General features: G+C 49.7%; 24 protein-coding genes. 22 read left to right on the forward strand and 2 right to left on the reverse strand.

Features of this window, described 5'->3' with window-relative positions:
* Positions 1–10 precede the first annotated feature (10 nt).
* From upp to J2S00_RS10850, 17 genes are all read left to right on the forward strand, one after another.
* Positions 11–640 (forward strand): uracil phosphoribosyltransferase, encoded by a 630-nt coding sequence (gene upp / locus J2S00_RS10770; protein WP_307339308.1) that lies wholly within the window; start codon positions 11–13, stop codon positions 638–640.
* Positions 641–696: 56 nt separating this feature from the next.
* Positions 697–1,854 carry a non-hydrolyzing UDP-N-acetylglucosamine 2-epimerase gene (gene wecB / locus J2S00_RS10775; RefSeq protein ID WP_307339310.1) on the forward strand — a complete coding sequence of 386 codons (1,158 nt, stop codon included), beginning with the start codon at positions 697–699 and terminating at the stop codon, positions 1,852–1,854.
* 115 nt (positions 1,855–1,969) lie between these two features.
* Positions 1,970–3,151: an acetyl-CoA C-acetyltransferase gene (locus J2S00_RS10780; protein ID WP_307339313.1), complete on the forward strand. Its 1,182-nt coding sequence runs from the start codon at positions 1,970–1,972 to the stop codon at positions 3,149–3,151.
* Between the two features lie 68 nt (positions 3,152–3,219).
* Positions 3,220–3,579, forward strand: a complete 360-nt coding sequence (locus tag J2S00_RS10785) for a thioredoxin family protein (RefSeq protein WP_307339316.1) — start codon at positions 3,220–3,222, stop codon at positions 3,577–3,579.
* A 67-nt stretch (positions 3,580–3,646) separates the two neighbouring features.
* A complete protein-coding gene (locus J2S00_RS10790; RefSeq protein ID WP_307339318.1) occupies positions 3,647–4,387 on the forward strand; it encodes a response regulator transcription factor in 741 nt (246 codons plus the stop codon).
* Positions 4,384–5,823, forward strand: coding sequence for a sensor histidine kinase (locus J2S00_RS10795; RefSeq protein WP_307339321.1), 1,440 nt, complete (start codon positions 4,384–4,386; stop codon positions 5,821–5,823). The genes J2S00_RS10790 and J2S00_RS10795 overlap by 4 nt, the downstream gene beginning before the upstream one ends.
* 221 nt (positions 5,824–6,044) lie before the next feature.
* Positions 6,045–6,182, forward strand: a complete 138-nt coding sequence (locus tag J2S00_RS10800; protein WP_307339323.1) for a hypothetical protein — start codon at positions 6,045–6,047, stop codon at positions 6,180–6,182.
* 205 nt (positions 6,183–6,387) lie between these two features.
* Positions 6,388–6,597, forward strand: coding sequence for an AtpZ/AtpI family protein (locus J2S00_RS10805; protein ID WP_307339327.1), 210 nt, complete (start codon positions 6,388–6,390; stop codon positions 6,595–6,597).
* A gap of 2 nt (positions 6,598–6,599) precedes the next feature.
* Complete coding sequence (locus J2S00_RS10810) at positions 6,600–6,989, forward strand: ATP synthase subunit I (protein WP_307339330.1); 390 nt, start codon at positions 6,600–6,602, stop codon at positions 6,987–6,989.
* Positions 6,990–7,009: 20 nt separating this feature from the next.
* Complete coding sequence (gene atpB, locus J2S00_RS10815; protein WP_307339332.1) at positions 7,010–7,729, forward strand: F0F1 ATP synthase subunit A; 720 nt, start codon at positions 7,010–7,012, stop codon at positions 7,727–7,729.
* Positions 7,730–7,829: 100 nt separating this feature from the next.
* Positions 7,830–8,048 (forward strand): F0F1 ATP synthase subunit C, encoded by a 219-nt coding sequence (gene atpE / locus J2S00_RS10820; RefSeq protein ID WP_307339334.1) that lies wholly within the window; start codon positions 7,830–7,832, stop codon positions 8,046–8,048.
* A gap of 84 nt (positions 8,049–8,132) precedes the next feature.
* Positions 8,133–8,642: a F0F1 ATP synthase subunit B gene (gene atpF / locus J2S00_RS10825; RefSeq protein ID WP_307339337.1), complete on the forward strand. Its 510-nt coding sequence runs from the start codon at positions 8,133–8,135 to the stop codon at positions 8,640–8,642.
* Entirely contained in the window at positions 8,630–9,169 is a 540-nt protein-coding gene (locus tag J2S00_RS10830; RefSeq protein WP_307339341.1) for a F0F1 ATP synthase subunit delta, read from the forward strand. The genes atpF and J2S00_RS10830 overlap by 13 nt, the downstream gene beginning before the upstream one ends.
* An 18-nt stretch (positions 9,170–9,187) precedes the next feature.
* Positions 9,188–10,696 carry a F0F1 ATP synthase subunit alpha gene (gene atpA, locus J2S00_RS10835; protein ID WP_307339344.1) on the forward strand — a complete coding sequence of 503 codons (1,509 nt, stop codon included), beginning with the start codon at positions 9,188–9,190 and terminating at the stop codon, positions 10,694–10,696.
* 42 nt (positions 10,697–10,738) lie between these two features.
* The gene (atpG, locus tag J2S00_RS10840) at positions 10,739–11,599 is read left to right on the forward strand and encodes an ATP synthase F1 subunit gamma (RefSeq protein WP_307339347.1); all 861 of its coding nucleotides are present in this window, start codon (positions 10,739–10,741) and stop codon (positions 11,597–11,599) included.
* Positions 11,600–11,621: 22 nt separating this feature from the next.
* Positions 11,622–13,010, forward strand: a complete 1,389-nt coding sequence (gene atpD, locus J2S00_RS10845) for a F0F1 ATP synthase subunit beta (RefSeq protein WP_307339350.1) — start codon at positions 11,622–11,624, stop codon at positions 13,008–13,010.
* Between the two features lie 25 nt (positions 13,011–13,035).
* A complete protein-coding gene (locus J2S00_RS10850; protein WP_307339352.1) occupies positions 13,036–13,440 on the forward strand; it encodes a F0F1 ATP synthase subunit epsilon in 405 nt (134 codons plus the stop codon).
* A gap of 76 nt (positions 13,441–13,516) precedes the next feature.
* Here J2S00_RS10850 and J2S00_RS10855 read toward each other — a convergent pair whose 3' ends face one another.
* Both J2S00_RS10855 and J2S00_RS10860 read right to left on the reverse strand, forming a co-directional pair.
* Complete coding sequence (locus J2S00_RS10855; RefSeq protein WP_307339354.1) at positions 13,517–13,969, reverse strand: cupredoxin domain-containing protein; 453 nt, start codon at positions 13,967–13,969, stop codon at positions 13,517–13,519.
* Between the two features lie 101 nt (positions 13,970–14,070).
* The gene (locus tag J2S00_RS10860) at positions 14,071–14,691 is read right to left on the reverse strand and encodes an RraA family protein (RefSeq protein WP_307339357.1); all 621 of its coding nucleotides are present in this window, start codon (positions 14,689–14,691) and stop codon (positions 14,071–14,073) included.
* A 438-nt stretch (positions 14,692–15,129) separates the two neighbouring features.
* Between J2S00_RS10860 and J2S00_RS10865 the strand changes: the two genes are divergently transcribed.
* Genes J2S00_RS10865 through nuoH form a run of 5 tightly spaced genes read left to right on the forward strand, consistent with a single transcriptional unit; the run spans position 15,130 to position 18,943 of the window.
* Positions 15,130–15,504, forward strand: coding sequence for an NADH-quinone oxidoreductase subunit A (locus J2S00_RS10865; protein ID WP_307339360.1), 375 nt, complete (start codon positions 15,130–15,132; stop codon positions 15,502–15,504).
* Positions 15,495–16,016 carry a NuoB/complex I 20 kDa subunit family protein gene (locus tag J2S00_RS10870; protein ID WP_307339363.1) on the forward strand — a complete coding sequence of 174 codons (522 nt, stop codon included), beginning with the start codon at positions 15,495–15,497 and terminating at the stop codon, positions 16,014–16,016. Before J2S00_RS10865 ends, J2S00_RS10870 begins: the two co-directional genes overlap by 10 nt.
* Positions 16,013–16,774, forward strand: a complete 762-nt coding sequence (locus J2S00_RS10875; RefSeq protein ID WP_307339365.1) for an NADH-quinone oxidoreductase subunit C — start codon at positions 16,013–16,015, stop codon at positions 16,772–16,774. The genes J2S00_RS10870 and J2S00_RS10875 overlap by 4 nt, the downstream gene beginning before the upstream one ends.
* A 43-nt stretch (positions 16,775–16,817) precedes the next feature.
* Positions 16,818–17,918 carry an NADH-quinone oxidoreductase subunit D gene (locus J2S00_RS10880; RefSeq protein ID WP_307339368.1) on the forward strand — a complete coding sequence of 367 codons (1,101 nt, stop codon included), beginning with the start codon at positions 16,818–16,820 and terminating at the stop codon, positions 17,916–17,918.
* Positions 17,918–18,943, forward strand: coding sequence for an NADH-quinone oxidoreductase subunit NuoH (nuoH, locus tag J2S00_RS10885; RefSeq protein WP_307339371.1), 1,026 nt, complete (start codon positions 17,918–17,920; stop codon positions 18,941–18,943). The genes J2S00_RS10880 and nuoH overlap by 1 nt, the downstream gene beginning before the upstream one ends.
* Positions 18,944–18,946: the final 3 nt, after the last annotated feature.

Here is an 18,946-nt window from a genome sequence, read left to right on the forward strand (position 1 = left end):
GGAGTTTGCCATGAGTAAAGTCTATGTTTTCGATCATCCCTTGATTCAGCATAAACTAACCTATATTCGTAACAAGGAGACTGGGACCAAGGAATTTCGGGAACTGGTCGATGAAGTGGCTGCCTTGATGGCTTATGAAATTACGAGGGACATGCCTTTACAAGAGGTGGAAGTAGAGACTCCGGTGGCTAAGTGCAAATCGTATCTTTTAGCAGGGAAGAAGATCGGGCTGGTGCCTATCCTGCGCGCCGGATTGGGTATGGTGGATGGCATTTTAAAGCTGATTCCCGCAGCCAAAGTGGGGCATGTGGGTTTATACCGGGATCCTGACACGTTGGAGCCGGTGGAATACTATGTGAAGCTGCCCAGTGACATTGAAGAGCGTGATTTTATTGTCATTGACCCTATGCTGGCTACGGGAGGATCAGCTGTGGCGGCCATTCACTCCCTCAAAAAGCGGGGAGCGTCCAATATGAAGCTGATGTGTTTGATTGCCGCACCGGAAGGGATTGAGCGGGTGCAAGAGGAGCATCCTGATGTGGATATTTATGTGGCCAGTGTGGATGAGAAGCTGAATGAGAAAGGCTATATTGTCCCCGGCTTGGGCGATGCCGGCGACCGGCTGTTTGGCACAAAGTAACATCCGCAGATCATAAATATAACTTGCAGCATTAAATATTAAAGGAGATGCTTCATATGCGTAAAATCAAGGTGATGTCCATTTTTGGGACACGCCCTGAAGCGATTAAAATGGCCCCACTGGTTCATGAATTGAAAAAGCATGAGCAAGAGATTGAATCGTTGGTCACGGTGACTGCCCAGCATCGGGAAATGCTGGATCAGGTGTTGCGCCTGTTCAAAATCGCCCCTGATTATGATCTCAATATCATGCAAGCCCGCCAAACGTTAACTCAGGTGACGGTAAGGGCTCTGGAAGGTTTGGAGGCGGTCATTAAAGAGGCCAAACCTGACATCATTCTGGTTCATGGGGATACGACAACCACCTTTGTGGCCAGCCTGGCTGCTTTTTACCATCAAATCGCAGTTGGACATGTGGAAGCAGGTCTCAGGACTTACCGCAAAGATTCCCCCTATCCTGAAGAAATGAACCGTCAATTAACAGGTGTGTTGGCTGACTTGCATTTTGCTCCAACCCAGCAGGCAGCTGAACACTTGTTACAGGAACATAAGCCTGCCGAAAGTATTTATATTACCGGTAACACGGCCATTGACGCCCTGAAGACCACCGTACGGGACGATTACACACATCCCATTCTGGAACAGCTGGGGAATTCCCGGATGATTTTGATGACGGCTCACCGGAGGGAAAATCTGGGAGAACCCATGCGGCGCATTTTCAGAGCGGTACGCCGACTGGTTACTGAGCAGGGGGACATCCACGTGGTCTACCCGGTCCACTTAAATCCTGCGGTTCGGGAAGCAGCTCAGGATATCCTCGGCGGACATGACCGCATTCATCTTATTGAGCCGCTGGATGTACTTGACTTCCATAATTTTGCGGCCCGTGCCCATCTCATTTTGACCGACTCGGGTGGCATTCAGGAAGAGGCTCCTTCCCTTGGCGTTCCCGTTCTTGTTTTGCGGGATACCACCGAGCGTCCAGAGGGAGTGCAAGCAGGTACGTTAAAACTGGCCGGCACTCAAGAGGAAGAGGTCTATCAGCTGACCCGACAGTTATTAACAGACAACCGGATGTATGAACAAATGGCCAAGGCATCCAATCCTTACGGAGATGGGCAGGCATCCAAACGGATTGTGGAGGCTATCCTCCATTATTACGGCAGGCGTTCTGAACGGCCAGCTTCCTTTCAAGTGCCGCTTATCATCTCATAAAGCAGTTGATTTGGAACGATGGTGCAGTTGAGCAATAAGCTTTTATATACCGCGGGCACAATTCCCTTTCGCCAAACAGGAATTGTGCCTCTTTTTAAAGGAGGTTCTCGGGTCAATGAGAGAAGTGGTGATTGTCAGTGCTGCCCGGACAGCGATTGGTAATTTTGGAGGTGCATTGAGCCAAATTCCGGCGACCACATTGGGTGCGGTGGTCATCAAAGAAGTGTTAAACAGGGCCGGGGTCGCGGCTGATCAGGTGGATGAAGTGATTATGGGCAACGTGTTGCAAGCAGGCCTGGGACAGGGACCGGCCAGACAGGCAGCGCTCCAGGCAGGTCTGCCCCACCATGTGCCGTCCATGACGATCAACAAACTATGTGGTTCCGGATTGAAAGCAGTGCATTTGGCTGCCCAAGCTATTCAACTGGGAGAGGCAGATATTGTGGTAGCCGGGGGAATGGAAAATATGAGCTTAGCCCCTTATTTGCTGCCTAAAGCGCGTCAGGGATACCGCATGGGGGATCAGCAAGTGGTGGACAGCATGTTGCAAGATGGCTTGCTTTGTGCCATGAACAACTATCACATGGGCATTACCGCTGAAAATTTGGCTGAAAAATACGACATCAGCCGTGAAGAACAGGATCAATTTGCTGCATTAAGCCAGCAAAAAGCGGAGCGCGCCCTCGCTGAAGGGCGGTTTAAAGAGGAGATTGTACCTGTTGAGGTCCCACAGAAAAAAGGGGCTCCCCTCTTATTTGACACCGATGAGTTTCCCAGAGCGGGCGTGACGGCAGAATCACTGGCCAAACTGCGCCCAGCTTTCAAAAAAGACGGAACGGTGACGGCCGGCAATGCTTCCGGTATCAATGACGGGGCTGCAGCGGTGTTGGTTATGTCTGCTTCCAAAGCAGAGAAATTAGGGCTTGAACCACTGGCTGTGATCCGGGCCAATGGCCATGCCGGGGTTGACCCGTCCATCATGGGTATCGGTCCTGTTCCCGCCACACAAAAAGCCCTCGCCAAACTGGGATTGTCGCTTAAAGACATGGATTTAATTGAAGCCAATGAAGCGTTTGCTGCTCAGTCTCTGGCCGTGGGCAAAGAGCTGGACTGGAACCCGGATATCGTTAATGTGAATGGGGGGGCCATTGCGTTGGGCCACCCGATTGGAGCCAGCGGAGCGCGCATTTTGGTCACCCTCTTGTTTGAAATGAAACGCAGACATGTAAAACGGGGCTTGGCCACACTGTGTATTGGCGGCGGCCAAGGGGTAGCTACCATTGTAGAACGCCCATAAGAACTTTTGGGCCGACAAGCCAAGAATGACTTGTAAAATCAAGGATCATGCAAACAGGGGGAGATGTTATGCAAACCATAGAAAACATCGAAGCTTATCAGAGCGCCATTAAAGAAGGAGTCACTGTTCTTATGTTCAGCGCAGATTGGTGTCCCGACTGTCGTGTCATTGACCCATTTATGCCTGAAGTAGAAGAAAACTTCAAGTCCCAGCTCAAGATGTACAAAGTGGATCGTGACCAGATGCTTGATCTGGCTCAGCAGTTAGACGTGTTTGGGATTCCCAGTTTCATCGCCTATCGTAACGGCCAGGAAATCATGCGTTTTGTCAATAAGGAGCGCAAAACACGGGAACAAATCGAAGCCTTTCTCAACCGGGTCGTGCAAGTCTCCCAGGCCCTAGAAGAGTACACAAAGTCCCTGTCTTAAATGCAGGGACTTTTACACATGATATGATAGAATAAAAGATTAACCTTCGGGGGAAGGGAGGGGTTAGATGAAGGAGCTCAAAGTGTTGGTCGCTGATGACGACCCCAACGTTTGTGAGATTATTCGTCTCTATTTTGAAGAACATCACATCCAGGTGGTTGAAGCGAACGATGGGGAGGAGGCTGTCAGATTAACCGCAGAGGAACAGCCGGATGTGATTATTCTTGATGTGATGATGCCAGGGATGGACGGCTATGATGTCACTCGCCAACTGAGGACCAAAACAGATGTGCCCATTATTATGTTGACAGCAAAAGACAGCGAAATTGACCGGGTACTTGGACTGGAATTAGGGGCGGATGATTATGTAACCAAGCCGTTCAGCCCGCGGGAACTGGTGGCTCGCATCAAGGCGATCTTGCGGCGCATGTCCCGGGAGAGGGAAGAGGAACGCAAGGACAACGGTCAGGGAGCCAAAGAGGCTGTACAAGTGGAAGCAGGCCCCCTGTTCATAGATGCCGAACGCCGCGAAGTGTCCGTTCATGGCCAGGCCATTAGCCTTAGGCCCAAAGAATTTGATTTGCTTCTTTACCTGGCACGCCATCCTGGAGTCGTACTGGGGCGGGAACAACTGTTGGAGCAGGTGTGGGGTTATGATTTTTACGGCGATATGCGCACTGTTGACGCCCACATTAAAAAATTGCGGAAAAAGTTGAATGAGTATGATCTTGAATGCATTCATACAGTATGGGGTGTCGGTTACCGCTTTGAACTGCCGGCAGACAAACAAGGACGTGATGGGGCGTGACCAAGTGGCTTGGACGCAGTTTGTTCCGACGGCTGCTGATCAGTTACCTGATCACCGTTTTACTCGGACTGGGTGTGATGGGTACCGTGATCTCCTTTTTAACTACCAGTCATATCACTCAAACCAAAGAGCAGGAGATGCTCCGGCAAGCCAAGCGGGTCAATGCCACGATCCAGCATACAGACCAAGTGACGGAGCAGATGAAGGATACCTTGATCTTTTTGGACTCTGCTTTTGATGCCCGCATTTGGGTTTTTAACGAACGGGGAGAGATCATTGCCAGCTCCATGCCTGACGAAGTGTTTGTGGGCCGGGAAATGTCCACTTCCATAGTAGAACAGGTTATGCAAGGGCAGGATGTGATTAAAAATCTCAATATAGAAGGCTTGCCTCGGCCGATGATGTCTGTGGTTGTACCCTGGGGGGAAGAAGACCAACTATATGGGGGTATTGTCCTTCATTCCCCCATTGAAGGTATTGAGTCCACCTTTCGCAATTTGCGGGAAACGGTCTTGTGGGCGATGCTGTTTGCCATCTTGGTCACCACGGTCATGGTTTCCTACCTTTCCTGGTCCATCTCCCGCCCGTTGCGACATATTGAGCAGGCAGCCAATGAAATTGCCCTCGGCAACTACAGGAAAAGAGTACAGGAACAATCGGCTGATGAAATAGGCGAACTGGCCAAAAGTTTTAACCACATGGCCGAAAAACTGGAACAGGTAGAGAACGAGCGTCAAGCCCAGGAGCAGAAGCGTGATGAATTTTTGGCCAATATTTCCCACGAATTGCGCACCCCATTAACATCCATGCAAGGCTTTTTGGAAGCATTGCAGGATGGATTGGTTAAGGATGAAGAGTCGAAGCGGCGTTATTATGATGTGATGTACCGGGAAACGATGCACTTAAACCGGCTGGTAGACGACATGATGGATTTAATCAAACTGGAAAAAGGAGATATTAAACTGGAACCTTACCATGTTCAGGTGGGAGAGATTATTGAAAAAGTCGTCTTCCTGCAGGAAGCCAAGGCAGAAGAGCGGCACAACGAGATCCATGTCGATTATCCGGATGATTTACCGGCGTTGTGGGCTGACCCAGTCCGCTTGGAGCAGATCTTTAACAATTTACTTGGCAATGCGATTAAATTTACAGAGAATGGCACCATTCGGATCACCATTAGATCTAATCATCAATCCATCATTGTCTCAATCACCGATACGGGGATTGGTATTCCCTCCCATGACTTGCCCAAAATTTGGGACCGCTTTTTCAAAGTGAATCGCATGCGCTCTAAAAAAGAAGGAGGAACAGGCTTGGGCTTAGCGATAGTCAAAGAACTGGTGGAGCTGCACGGGGGTACGATTGAGGTGCAGAGTGAGGTGGGCAAGGGGACCACCTTTACGGTCACATTTCCCCTTAGACGAGCGAAAGCCTAAATAGGCTACGGTGAGAGAGGGCCCTCCCAGCTCCGGAAAAAATGTTCACATTTTTTTCACATTATGTTCATAAGTGTTCACAATTTGGTTAAAGTGTGGTCATGTTTGCCCTCTATACTAGAGGTTAACAAACCGGAGCTGCCGGTTGTGAAGACAATCCAGTGTATGAAACAAAGGATGGTCAGTTAACTGTCTGATTTAAAACAAGGAGGGCGATTGATATGTTTAAAAAACTGTTGCTCAGTTTAGCTTTAGTCTCCATTTTGCTGGTCGGCTGTGCCGAAGGTGCGGATGACCCGGGTACAGAACAACCAGCTGATGTTCAAGAGCCTGCCGGTGAAGGTGAAAGCAGCAACTAATGAAGCGGCTGCCCTGCCCCTGCAGGGCTTTTTTTTTTCGCTTTTTAGACACAATTTTGACAAACTTTTGGGAATGGAAAATGATTTCCTTCACATTGACAAACATAAGTCAATATTATACGATATAACAGGTATCTTTAGTTGTGAAGGAGTTCACTGGAAGCGATTCACTTTTCGTGCTTAACGAGACAGAGGGGGTTTATGTGTGGCTGGTTCCAACTCCCCGTGGCGAGCCTTATCAGTGGTCAGTTTGATCGGCATCGATCTGGCTGCCTGTACCATTATCGGCTATTGGTTGGGGCGTCAGGCGGACCAGTGGCTGGGTACAGAACCGCTGGGGCTCATCATCGGTGTGTTTGCGGGGCTGGGAGCCGGTATCCTAAGTATTATCCCTGTTGTGAAAAAGTATCTGTGACAATGGAGTTTGTTATGTTTGAAGATATGGTGGGACGCATCAGGCGTCTGACGCGCTTTTTCTTGTTTAGCTTGGCTTTCGTCGTTTTGGGATGGGGATTTTCCGGCTATCCCTCTTTCTTTGCCGGGATGGGCTTGGGATTATGCATTGGGTATATCGGTGCGATTCATCTGACCAAACGCGTCCAGTATTTTGGACAAGCCGCAGCAAAAGGAGAGCCGCTGCCCAACTTGGGAACCATGACCCGGCTGGCTTTGGTTTCACTTGCTGCCGTGATGGTGATGATCTACCCCCACTATTTTGATTACATTGGTCTGGTCATTGGGTTGATGATGCCGACAGTATTCGCCATAGGCGATGCTATATATGATCAACTTAAACAAGAGAAGTAGCAGAAAGGGGTGAATACTGCTTGCAGTACAAAGAGCCAACTTTTACCTTGCTAGGTTTTCTGGAGTTTAGTTTTACGGTTGTTCTAATGGTCACGATCACCGCCGCATTAACTTTTGCTGTTGCTTATGCGGGTGCACGGCAGGCTCATACAGGCAAACCGTCCGGCATGCAAAACTTCATGGAATGGATGGTTGAATTTATTCGCGGCCTAGTGGGCAGCACTATGCACTCTGCACGCAACAACCAGTTTGTCATGCTGGCTTTGGCGTTAATCATGTTTATCTTTATTGGTAATTTTCTTAGCATACCGTTTAAAATCACCACAGACAATTATTACATTCTTTGGAAAGCGCCAACTTCCGATCCGCATGTGACTTTGACGCTGGCGATCACTGTGATTGTTCTGTCTAACATACTTGGCATCCGTATGCTGGGATTCAAGGAATACTTTTTACATTATTTTAAACCTCAGGCTTGGCAATTTCCGTTACATATTATTGAGGAGTTCGCCAAGACGCTGACCCTGGGCTTGCGACTGTTTGGTAATATCTTTGCCAAAGAAACATTGGCTGGGATGCTGGCCCATGCTGGCTTCGCTAGTGTTGTTGGTGCCGTTGCTTTTGCCCTTCCGATGATTGCCTGGCAGGCATTTGGAATTTTTGTAGGGGCCATTCAGGCATTTGTCTTCACAATATTGACATTGGTGTATATTGCTCAAAAAGTGGAACCTGATCATTAGGTTTAAGCCTCATCTTTTACAATCATTGAGGTTTAGCATAAATCACTCTCTTTATCAACTTCTGTCTGATCTGTTTAGATTCTGAAAGGAGGATTTCTCAATGGATTTTGCGGTATTAGCAGCAGCAATTGCTGCAGGTTTAGCAGCTTTAGGGGCAGGTATTGGGGTATCAAATATTGTTGGCAGTGCGCTTGACGGCATTGCGCGTCAACCCGAGTCTCGCGGTGTACTGCAAACCACGATGTTTATCGGGATTGGTCTGGTAGAAGCGATTCCGATCATCGCTATTGTGATTGCCTTCATTGCCTTAGGAAGATAACCCTAATTTAAAATCAAGCGTATGGCGAGGTCAGCTTGACCTTCGCCTTTCCTTTGTATTTGAGACTCGAAGGGAGTGAATGACATGGAAATGGAACTGGGTGCCATCCGTTGGGGTGATATGATCTATTCACTGCTCATGTTTATTGTTCTTTTCCTGCTCCTTCGTAGATATGCCTTTGGTCCGTTAATGGGTGTCATGGAAAAGCGGGCGAAGCAGATTGAAGAAGACCTGGAACATGCCAAACAAAACCGCGCTGAAGCTGAAAAATTGCTTGAGCAGCAGCGTGCTGAGCTGGCACAAGCCAAGCAAGACGCAAAAACCATTCTTGATAACGCACGCACAACCAGTGAGAAACAGGCTGATGAAATCATCAGGACAGCCAAAGAAGAAGTGGAGCAGTATAAAAGTGTCGCTCGCAAAGAAATTGAGCGCGAAAAGGAAAAAGCGATCGAAGCGCTTCGCCAGGAAATGGGCAAACTGTCTGTTTTGCTGGCCAGCAAAGTGATTGAAAAAGAACTGGATCCACAGCAGCAGCAGCAACTGATTGACGATTATCTTAAAGAGGTAGGGACCAAAAAATGGGTGCAGTAGCAAAGCGTTATGCCAAAGCCCTGTTTGAAGTAGCCAAAGAAAAAGATGAACTTGACCTCGTTAAACAGGAATTGCAAAACATTCAAGAGCTGCTGAACCAGAATCCCGCCTTTGTTCAATTTCTTCGCCATCCACTAATCGAGAAGCAAGCCAAAAAAGAGTTCATCGGCAAAGTGTTTGCTGGCCAACTCTCTCAGGCTATGACTGGTCTCTTGCACCTTTTGATTGAACGGGACCGTGAAAATGAGCTGGAAGATATTGCAGCCTATTATGCGGACCTGCTTAATAAAGAACGCGGGGTGGTCGATGCTGTCGTCACCACCGTTTCCCCGCTCTCAGAGGAGCAAGAAGAGCAGTTGCGTCAGGTATTTGGCCGTATTACAAATAAAAATGTCCGCCTTCATCCTGTGGTTGATCCCGGCATTTTGGGCGGCATTAAAGTGAAAATTGGCGACCGAATCTATGACGGAAGCGTGCAAGGCAAACTATCCCGCTTTGAACGTATGATCGAAAGAACGAAAAGCTAGCAGATTGGGGTGAAATAGATGAGCATCAGACCTGAAGAAATTAGTGCGTTAATCAAAAAGCAGATCGAGAATTATGAAGCAGATCTGGAGGTTGTTGAAGTAGGAACCGTGATCCAGGTTGGTGACGGGATTGCCCGTGTACACGGCTTGGAAAACGTCATGGCTGGGGAGTTGCTCGAGTTTGAGAACGGTGTCATGGGAATGGCTCAAAACCTGGAAGAGGACAACGTGGGTATCGTTATCTTGGGTCCCTTCTCTGAGATTCGTGAAGGCACACAAGTGAAGCGTACAGGACGCATTATGGAGGTGCCTGTAGGCGAAGCCTTGCTTGGCCGCGTAGTCAACCCTCTTGGTCAGCCCCTTGATGGCCGTGGTCCGATTGAAACATCGGAATACCGCCCGGTTGAATCTCCCGCACCTGGTGTCATGGATCGTAAATCCGTGCATGAACCGCTGCAAACGGGGATTAAAGCGATTGACTCCATGATCCCCATAGGACGCGGTCAGCGTGAGTTGATTATCGGTGACCGTCAGACCGGTAAAACCACCATCGCCATTGACACAATCATTAACCAAAAAGGAAAAGACGTCATTTGTATCTACGTCGCCATTGGCCAAAAGCAATCCACTGTGGCTGGTGTGGTGGAGAAACTGCGTCAGCATGATGCACTGGACTACACGATTGTGGTTACAGCTGCTGCTTCTGAGCCAGCACCGCTGTTGTATCTGGCGCCTTATGCCGGGTGCGCCATGGGCGAGTATTTCATGTATAAAGGACAACACGTCGTTGTGGTCTATGACGACCTGTCCAAACAAGCTGCAGCTTACCGTGAGCTGTCCTTGCTGTTAAGACGTCCGCCGGGACGTGAAGCTTATCCTGGGGATGTATTCTACCTGCACTCCCGCTTATTAGAGCGTGCCGCTAAACTGAGCGACGACAAAGGTGGCGGATCCTTAACGGCCCTGCCGTTTATTGAGACCCAAGCCGGTGACGTCTCCGCTTACATCCCAACCAACGTGATCTCCATTACCGACGGACAGATTTTCCTGGAATCTGACCTGTTCTATTCCGGTGTGCGTCCGGCCGTTAACGTTGGTTTATCCGTTTCCCGTGTCGGGGGCGCTGCTCAGATCAAAGCGATGAAGAAAGTGGCCGGTACCTTGCGTCTGGACCTGGCCCAGTACCGTGAGCTGCAGGCATTCGCCCAGTTTGGCTCCGACTTGGATAAAGCCACACAGGCCAAGCTGAACCGCGGGGAGCGCACCGTAGAAATTTTGAAACAAGATGAGAACAAACCGATGGAAGTTGAGGAACAAGTGATCAGCATTTATGCCGTGACCAAAGGATTCTTAGATGACATTCCGGTGGGGGATGTGCGCCGTTTCGAAGAAGAGCTGTTAAGCTTCATGCGCGCCCACAAAGATTCCTTGCTCGACCATATCCGCCAGACTGGTGAATTGCCAGACACGAAAGAACTGGATGCTGCCATTGAAGAGTTTAAGAAAGGCTTTACACCGTCTGCCTAAAAGGCCGCATGTTAAACAGAGGAAAAAGGTGGTGAATGCGTCATGCAAGGAATGAGAGAGATCAAGCGCCGTATCCGTTCGGTTAAAAATACACGCCAAATCACCAAAGCGATGAAAATGGTGGCGGCAGCCAAGCTGCGCCGGGCACAGGAAACAGCCGAGAATGCCCGTCCCTATGCCGAAAAAATTAAAGAGGTGATCTCCAGTATTGCAGCTGGGACCAAGGATTTTTCTCACCCCATGCTGGAAGCCCGTCCAGTCCAAAAGACGGGTTACATGGTGATCACCTCCGACCGGGGCTTGGCCGGACCGTATAATGCCAATATTTTGCGTATGGTGGCCAAAACGATCGATGAGCGTCACCAGTCCAAAGACGAATACGTCATTTTTGCCATTGGCCGCAAAGGGCGTGACTTCTTTGCCAAGCGGGGCTATCCTGTGGTGGAAGAAGTAACCGGTATCTCCGACACCCCTTCCCTGGTGGAAATTCAGGACATTGCCCAAAGTGCGATTGGCATGTTTGCCGATGAGACGTTTGACAAGCTGACCATCTTTTATAACGAGTTTGTCAGCCCGATTGTGCAGCGCCCTGTGGAGAAGCAGCTGCTTCCCCTGGCCTCTGAAGAAGTACTCAGCGGCCCGGTCAGCCAATATGAATATGAACCGGACAGTGAATCTGTCTTGGAAGTGTTGCTGCCCAAGTATGCTGAAACCTTGATTTACAGTGCTTTACTGGATGCCAAAGCAAGTGAGTTTGGTGCACGGATGACAGCGATGGGGAACGCAACCGATAACGCCACAGAAATGATTGAGTCGCTGACGCTGCAGTTTAACCGCGCCCGTCAGGCTGCGATTACCCAAGAGATTGCTGAAATTGTCGCAGGAGCCAATGCCTTAAGTTAGGTAAAGCAAGGAGGGAAAACGCGTGAATAAAGGACGTATCATCCAAGTTATGGGTCCTGTTGTTGACATTCAATTTGAAAGTGGACAACTGCCCGATCTCAATAATGCCATTACGATTGAGCGGCCCCAAGGTGGCACATTGACCGTAGAAGCAGCCGTTCATCTTGGAGATAATGTCGTCCGTTGTGTGGCCATGGCCTCAACGGATGGACTGGTTCGCGGACTGGAGGCGACAGATACAGGTGCGCCCATTTCCGTGCCCGTTGGGGAAGCCACTTTGGGACGTGTCTTTAACGTTTTAGGTGAACCCATCGATGAACAAGGAGAGGTTCAGGCGGAGGAGAAACACCCCATTCACCGTCCTGCTCCGGAATTTGAAGAGCTCTCCACAGCCGATGAAATTTTGGAAACGGGTATTAAGGTGATTGACCTGTTGGCCCCTTATGCCAAGGGGGGTAAGATCGGTCTCTTCGGTGGTGCCGGTGTGGGTAAAACCGTGTTGATCCAAGAGCTGATCAACAACGTGGCGCAAGAGCACGGCGGTTTGTCTGTCTTTGCCGGTGTTGGTGAGCGTACACGCGAAGGTAACGACCTGTACCATGAGATGAAGGACAGCGGCGTTATTTCCAAAACATCCATGGTCTTCGGCCAGATGAACGAGCCCCCGGGAGCCCGTCTGCGCGTTGCTTTGACCGGTTTGACCATGGCCGAGTATTTCCGTGACAGAGAAGGTCAGGACGTGCTGCTCTTCATCGATAACATCTTCCGCTTTACCCAGGCCGGTTCAGAGGTGTCCGCTTTGCTGGGACGCATGCCTTCTGCGGTTGGTTACCAGCCGACGCTGGCCACTGAGATGGGTCAGTTGCAAGAGCGGATCACTTCAACCAAAAAAGGATCCATCACTTCAATCCAGGCTATTTACGTTCCGGCGGATGACTACACAGACCCGGCGCCGGCTACCACCTTCGCCCACTTGGACGCGACCACCAACCTGGAGCGTAAATTAGCAGAGATGGGGATCTATCCGGCTGTGGATCCGCTGGCGTCTACATCCCGTATTCTCTCTCCTGCCGTTGTAGGGGAGGAGCATTATCAAGTGGCACGCGGCGTACAGCAAGTGTTGCAGCGCTATAACGACTTGCAAGACATCATCGCTATCTTGGGTATGGATGAATTAAGTGATGAAGATAAGCTGACTGTGGCACGTGCCCGTAAAATCCAACGCTTCCTCTCTCAACCGTTCCATGTGGCCGAACAGTTTACCGGTATGCCCGGAAAATATGTGCCGGTTAAAGAGACGGTCCGCGGCTTTAAAGAAATTTTGGAAGGCAAGCATGACAATTTGCCTGAAGATGCCTTCTACATGGTGGGTACCATTGACGAAGCGGTTGAGAAAGCGAAGAAACTGTAATTCCCTGGGATAGGGAGGATAAACTATGGCAACTGTTCAAGTTGATATCGTCACACCTGAACGGAAAGTGTTTCAGGGAGAGGCTGATATTATCATCGCCCGCGGTGTGGAGGGTGAATTGGGGGTTATGGCCGGCCACGCTCCTCTGGTCACCGCGTTGAAAACAGCACCGATCCGCATCAAGCAAGGGGGCCAGGAAACCCTGATTGCTGTGAGTGGCGGCTTCTTGGAAGTGCGCCCTGATAAAGTGAACGTATTGGCTGATACAGCCGAATTGCCTGAAGAAATTGACGTGGAGCGTGCCCAAAAAGCAAAGGCGCGCCATGAGACCATCCTGAAACGGCTGGATAAATCGGATAAGGATTACCTGCGCCACAAGCGTGCTTTGGAACGGGCTGAAGTACGCCTGCAGGTGGCTAAAAGCAAATAGGCCCTGTAAGTGACTGGAAAGCATGATTTAAACCTCCTTGACCATCATGGCAAGGAGGTTTTGTGTGGTGTGTTGCCTATTTGAGTACCACAATATGTCCTATCATCGGTCCTTCGTTGGACAAATCAGTGTGGGAGAGGCAGACGATTTTGAATGTGCCTGCTTTTTTTGCTACAAATTCAACGGTTGTTACATCCCCCTTGACAACCTCCCCTTTCACACCCATGCCTTCGATAGTGAAAGGGTGGCTATGACCATTAAGTCCAATGATGTTCAGCCGAACGCGATCCCCTTTATTCACAACCAACAAACCGGGATCCCAGCGATAAATTTCCATCTGTTCACCCGTTTGGGGATGCTTCCCGGTATGCTCTACGGCCACCAAATCAAAGGTTTTTACATCATTATCTCGCCCACCCGCTGGCACAGAATCGCCAGTGCTGTTAGACAGGAACCAATAGCTACCGGCCAGGAGTAAGACCAGCACAACAACAATCCAGCCCATCAGTTTTTTACCATTTAACACCATAGACACCCGCTCCTTGTTCCTTAGTCCAAATATTTGTACAAGGTTATGCGTTGTCCCGGTGTTTTATGCCTAAAGATGGATGCCAGTCGGATAAAATTTCGTTACTGTTTCCCCAAGGCTTTATCCAGGTAAGCCATGGCAGCTTCCCGGCTGGCCAATACCTTAGCTTCCCGCTCCAGATCTTTTTGCACTTTCTCCTGGGCTTTAGCCACGACTGTTTCAGCCTTTTCCTGGGGAATAACCACTACGCCATCTGCATCGCCCACAATCAAGTCTCCCGGCTTGACGCTGGCACCAGCACAGGAGATGGGCACATCTACTTCCCCGCTGCCACTCTTATCGCTGGCTGCCACCGTGACACTGCGGCAAAATACCGGCAAGTCTATCTTTTTGATTCCCTGCACATCCCGCACAGCTCCGTCAATGACAAGCCCGGCAATCCCCAACAGCTTGGCCAACTCCACCATGAAATCCCCGACGATCGCATTATAGGTGTAGCCACGGGCATCTATGACCAGCACCTCCCCATCTTCGGCTTCACGCATGGCTTGCAGCAACAGCTTGTTGTCAGCCGCTCTGAGCTTGACAGTACGGACTTTGCCGGCCACTTTCCACTCCTCTTTCAATGGCTTAATAGCCGGGTCCAGATGATAGAGCCCACCCAGTGCATCGGAAACAACCGTTGTGGGTAACGTTTTTAATAGCTCAATTACCTGGTTCATCATATTCCACTCCTTTGTTTTCCACTCCTTTGTTAGAATAAGCACACACTATATTGAAATTATACAAAACTGGGACAATTATGACCAATAGCAAGGCTAGTGCATGCTTCTTCAATGATAAACTGATCGGTAAAGGGTTGTGATATAGATCATAGTTTTACTAGCGGAGGTAAGATACAATAGAACGTGGTTTCACCAAACAAAAAACTGCGAGCAGGGTGGCTTGTCTTTTCCACCTTGGGCTGACAGAAAATGGCCGTCAAAAGGGGTAGGTCTTAGTTAGACAGTTTTTGGCACATTTGATATAATGTTAAGAGGTATTTAACCCTTGTTTCTAGCGATTTGTTACATGACAGATCCATAAGTTAAACAGATTAACAAGCTGGATAAAGGAGTCTCACCTTGTTTCCACCGAATAATGGGGGGGAAGGGAAGTTAATGGACTTTTTTAATGTGTACCAGAACAACTATCTCGTGGTTACCGCCTTTATCTTGATTGGTGTGCTCCTGCCAATGGTAGCGCTTACGGCAGGGCGCTTGCTCAGACCGCACAACCCCTATGAGGCCAAGCGCATCACTTATGAAAGCGGAATCGACCCGGTTGGCGACAGTTGGGTGCGTTTTAATGTGCGCTATTATGTGATTGCGCTCTTGTTTGTGTTGTTTGATGTGGAGGCGGTGTTTATCATTCCATGGGCTGTGGCCTATGAGAAGCTGGGTTTTTTTGCATTGATTGAGATGCTGATCTTTGTCATCTTCCTATTACTTGGGTTGGTTTATGCTTGGAAGAAGAAGGTGTTAAAATGGATCTAAACTTGGAGAAGATCACACCGAAAGAAGAGGAAGAACTGAAGCGCAATGTCTTTTTAACCACCTTGGAGCAGGTCAAAGCTTGGGCCCGCAGCAATTCCATGTGGCCTTTAACATTTGGCCTGGCTTGCTGTGCCATTGAGATGATGGGGACTGGGGCTTCCCACTACGATTTAGACCGCTTCGGCTCAGGTGTTTTCCGTCCCTCGCCCCGTCACGCTGATGTGATGATTGTCGCCGGTACAGTGACGAAGAAAATGGCACCTGTGCTGCGCCGGTTGTATGATCAGATGCCTGAACCCAAATGGGTCATTGCTATGGGAGTTTGTGCCACAGCGGGCGGACCATACGTCAAGTCCTACTCCGTGGTCAAAGGTGTGGATCAGGTTGTGCCAGTTGATGTATATATTCCCGGTTGCCCGCCCAACCCGGCTGCTTTGATTTACGGTATTAACAAGCTGCAGGAAAAAATCCGCTATGAAGCCAAAACTGGAAAGCGGGTGACCAATCGATGAGCGACGAACAGAAAAAAACAGACCAGCCGATGGACGAAGAAGAACTGAAGAAGAAAAAAGCAGCTGCCGCAGCTAAAGCCAAAGCCGCAGCTGCTGCCAAAGCAAAAGCGGCTGCCGCGGCCAAAGCCAAAGCAAAACGGGAAGCAGCAGACGGAGACGCTGACGACGCCAAAGCCAAAGCGAAGGCCGCCGCGATTGCCAAGGCCAAAGCGGCAGCGGCAGCCCGGAAGAAAAAGGCTTTGGAAGGCAAAGAGGAAGAAGTTAAGCCCAAAGAGCCGTCTAAGAACCAGCCGCTGTTAGATAAGTATGTTAGAGTCCTCAAAGAACACTTTGAGGAAGACGTGCTTGAAGACGCCTATATTAATGAACTGGCCAAAGAAGTGCCCACTCTGGTGATCAAAAAGGAACACTGGTTTGAAGTGGCCCAATTTATGAAACATAATGAACAACTGTCTTTTGATTATCTTTCCCACCTGGCTGGGATTGACCATGAAACCCATATGGAGGTCTATTATCATTTTTATTCCTATAAAGAAAACCAGCCGGTGGCTGTACGGGTGAAGACTGACCGGGACGAAGCCCGTGTTCCGTCCATCACGCCCATCTGGGCCGGAGCTAACTGGCCGGAGCGGGAAGCGTATGATTTGTTGGGTATTCACTTTGATGGTCATCCCAATTTGAAGCGGATTCTCTTAACCGATGATTGGGTGGGTTATCCTTTACGCAAAGATTATGAGCAATATGACGAAGAGATCTAAATGATTAAGTGACTTAACGATCAGTGAGGAGTTGTCGAGGACAATGATCCGAACAGAAGAGATGATGCTCAATGTCGGTCCCCAGCACCCGAGTACCCACGGAGTGTTTCGCGTCGTCCTCAAAATAGACGGGGAAATTATTAAAGAAGCCACACCAGTGATTGGTTACCTGCACAGAGGGACTGAAAAGCTGGCCGAAGACTTGAATTATACACAAATTATTCCCTATACGGACCGGATGGACTACCTGGCTGCCATGACCAACAACTATGTGATCTGCCATGCCGTGGAAACCATGATGGGCATGGAGATTCCCGAACGGGCCGAATATTTGCGGGTCATTACCATGGAACTGGGCCGCATTGCCAGTCACCTCGTTTGGTTCGGCACGTATTTGCTGGATATTGGCGCCATGAGTCCCTTTTTATATGCCTTCCGGGACCGGGAAATGATTATTAACATGTTAAATGAAGTCTGTGGCGGAAGGTTGACCTTCAACTATATGCGTGTTGGCGGTGTTAAATGGGATGCCCCCGAGGGATGGATCGACAAGGTAAGAGCGTTTATCCCCTACATGCGCGAACAGTTGGAAGGCTATCATGATCTGGTGAGCGGCAATGAAATTTTCCTCAACAGAGTCAAAGGCGTCGGCAAATACGATGCCCAAACGGCCATTGAGTATTCGTTAAGCGGCGCTAATCTGCGCTGTACAGGGGTCAAATGGGATTTGCGCAAAAATGAACCATATTCGATCTACGACCGCTTTGAGTTTGATGTGCCCACACAGACTGAGGGAGACTGCTACGCCCGTTATCTGGTGCGCATGGCTGAAATCGGCGAATCCCTGCGCATTCTGGAGCAGGCTGTAGAGCAATTCCCTGGGGAAGGGGCCATCATGGCCAAGGTGCCGCGCATCATTAAGCCGCCTGAAGGGGAAACTTACGTGCGCATAGAGTCACCAAGGGGAGAAATTGGCTGTTATATCTACAGCAAAAAGAAACCTCAGCCTTATCGGTTGAAGTTTCGCCGCCCTTCCTTCTACAACCTGCAAATTCTGCCCAAGCTCTTGGAAGGGGAAAACATCGCCAACCTGATTGCTATTTTGGGTGGCATTGATATTGTGCTTGGGGAGGTGGATGGCTGATGATAACAGAATTGCTGAGCTCACCTCCGTCATGGCTCAATTTGGCCACATTTGTGGCCCTTGGCGCAGGCCTGCTCTCGATTGCTTTGGGCTTTGTCACCTTTGCCATCTTGGCTGAGCGGAAAGTGATCGGCTTTATGCAAATGCGCCTCGGCCCCAACCAGGTGGGGGGACGCTTCGGTCTGTTGCAAACCGTAGCAGATGTGCTTAAACTGCTCTTAAAAGAAGACATTATTCCCAAAAAAGCAGATAAACCGCTGTTTGTTCTGGCACCGGTGCTTGCCTTTGTGCCGGCCTTTGCTGTATTGGCCGCCATTCCCTTCAGTGAGCGCTTGTACTTTACCGACCTGGCAGTTGGCTTGCTGTATTACATCGCTGTAGCGGGCATTACCACACTGGGGGTTCTGGCCGGCGGCTGGGCCTCTAACAACAAATACTCCCTCTTGGGGGGTATGCGGGCCGCCGCCCAGATGATCTCCTACGAAATCCCGCTGATCATGTCCGTGATTGGTGTGATTTTGCTCTCCGGCAGCCTCAACCTGATCACCATTGTCAATGGGCAGGAGACGGTGTGGTATATTTTTGTACAGCCACTGGCTTTTATCATTTTCCTGATTGCTGCTGTGGCTGAGCTGAACCGTGTGCCCTTTGACTTGCCTGAGGCTGAATCGGAACTGGTGGCCGGCTATCATACGGAATACAGCGGCTTCCGCTGGGCATTCTTCATGCTGGCCGAGTATGTCTATCTGTTTGGCACGGCTGCCTTGACCACGGTGCTGTTCTTGGGTGGCTGGCACCCGCCCTTGCAGTTTATTCCCGGTTTGGCCTTCCTGGGTGTGATTCCGGGCGTGGTCTGGTTTGCCTTGAAGTTCATGGCTGTTGTGTTCTTCATGCTTTGGCTCAGAGCCACTTTTCCGCGTGTGCGGGCTGACCAATTGATGGAGTTCGGTTGGAAAGTGCTGCTGCCTTTGGCTTTGGTTAATGTTTTTGTGACAGCGATTATGGTAGAAATCTTCATCAAATAAGGG

This window comes from Caldalkalibacillus uzonensis (genome assembly GCF_030814135.1).
Taxonomy (GTDB): domain Bacteria; phylum Bacillota; class Bacilli; order Caldalkalibacillales; family Caldalkalibacillaceae; genus Caldalkalibacillus; species Caldalkalibacillus uzonensis.

Excerpts from the sequence above, each read along its gene's own strand:
- J2S00_RS10875 (WP_307339365.1), top strand. The coding sequence starts at position 16,013 with ATGAGCGACGAACAGAAAAAAACAGACCAGCCGATGGACGAAGAAGAA.
- wecB (WP_307339310.1), top strand. The coding sequence starts at position 697 with ATGCGTAAAATCAAGGTGATGTCCATTTTTGGGACACGCCCTGAAGCG.
- atpE (WP_307339334.1), top strand. The coding sequence starts at position 7,830 with ATGGATTTTGCGGTATTAGCAGCAGCAATTGCTGCAGGTTTAGCAGCT.
- J2S00_RS10865 (WP_307339360.1), top strand. The coding sequence starts at position 15,130 with ATGGACTTTTTTAATGTGTACCAGAACAACTATCTCGTGGTTACCGCC.
- J2S00_RS10830 (WP_307339341.1), top strand. The coding sequence starts at position 8,630 with ATGGGTGCAGTAGCAAAGCGTTATGCCAAAGCCCTGTTTGAAGTAGCC.
- J2S00_RS10810 (WP_307339330.1), top strand. The coding sequence starts at position 6,600 with ATGGAGTTTGTTATGTTTGAAGATATGGTGGGACGCATCAGGCGTCTG.
- J2S00_RS10855 (WP_307339354.1), bottom strand. The coding sequence starts at position 13,969 with ATGGTGTTAAATGGTAAAAAACTGATGGGCTGGATTGTTGTTGTGCTG.
- nuoH (WP_307339371.1), top strand. The coding sequence starts at position 17,918 with ATGATAACAGAATTGCTGAGCTCACCTCCGTCATGGCTCAATTTGGCC.
- J2S00_RS10780 (WP_307339313.1), top strand. The coding sequence starts at position 1,970 with ATGAGAGAAGTGGTGATTGTCAGTGCTGCCCGGACAGCGATTGGTAAT.
- J2S00_RS10790 (WP_307339318.1), top strand. The coding sequence starts at position 3,647 with ATGAAGGAGCTCAAAGTGTTGGTCGCTGATGACGACCCCAACGTTTGT.
- atpF (WP_307339337.1), top strand. The coding sequence starts at position 8,133 with ATGGAAATGGAACTGGGTGCCATCCGTTGGGGTGATATGATCTATTCA.
- J2S00_RS10880 (WP_307339368.1), top strand. The coding sequence starts at position 16,818 with ATGATCCGAACAGAAGAGATGATGCTCAATGTCGGTCCCCAGCACCCG.
- upp (WP_307339308.1), top strand. The coding sequence starts at position 11 with ATGAGTAAAGTCTATGTTTTCGATCATCCCTTGATTCAGCATAAACTA.
- J2S00_RS10850 (WP_307339352.1), top strand. The coding sequence starts at position 13,036 with ATGGCAACTGTTCAAGTTGATATCGTCACACCTGAACGGAAAGTGTTT.
- J2S00_RS10870 (WP_307339363.1), top strand. The coding sequence starts at position 15,495 with ATGGATCTAAACTTGGAGAAGATCACACCGAAAGAAGAGGAAGAACTG.
- atpG (WP_307339347.1), top strand. The coding sequence starts at position 10,739 with ATGCAAGGAATGAGAGAGATCAAGCGCCGTATCCGTTCGGTTAAAAAT.
- atpA (WP_307339344.1), top strand. The coding sequence starts at position 9,188 with ATGAGCATCAGACCTGAAGAAATTAGTGCGTTAATCAAAAAGCAGATC.
- J2S00_RS10785 (WP_307339316.1), top strand. The coding sequence starts at position 3,220 with ATGCAAACCATAGAAAACATCGAAGCTTATCAGAGCGCCATTAAAGAA.
- J2S00_RS10860 (WP_307339357.1), bottom strand. The coding sequence starts at position 14,691 with ATGAACCAGGTAATTGAGCTATTAAAAACGTTACCCACAACGGTTGTT.
- J2S00_RS10800 (WP_307339323.1), top strand. The coding sequence starts at position 6,045 with ATGTTTAAAAAACTGTTGCTCAGTTTAGCTTTAGTCTCCATTTTGCTG.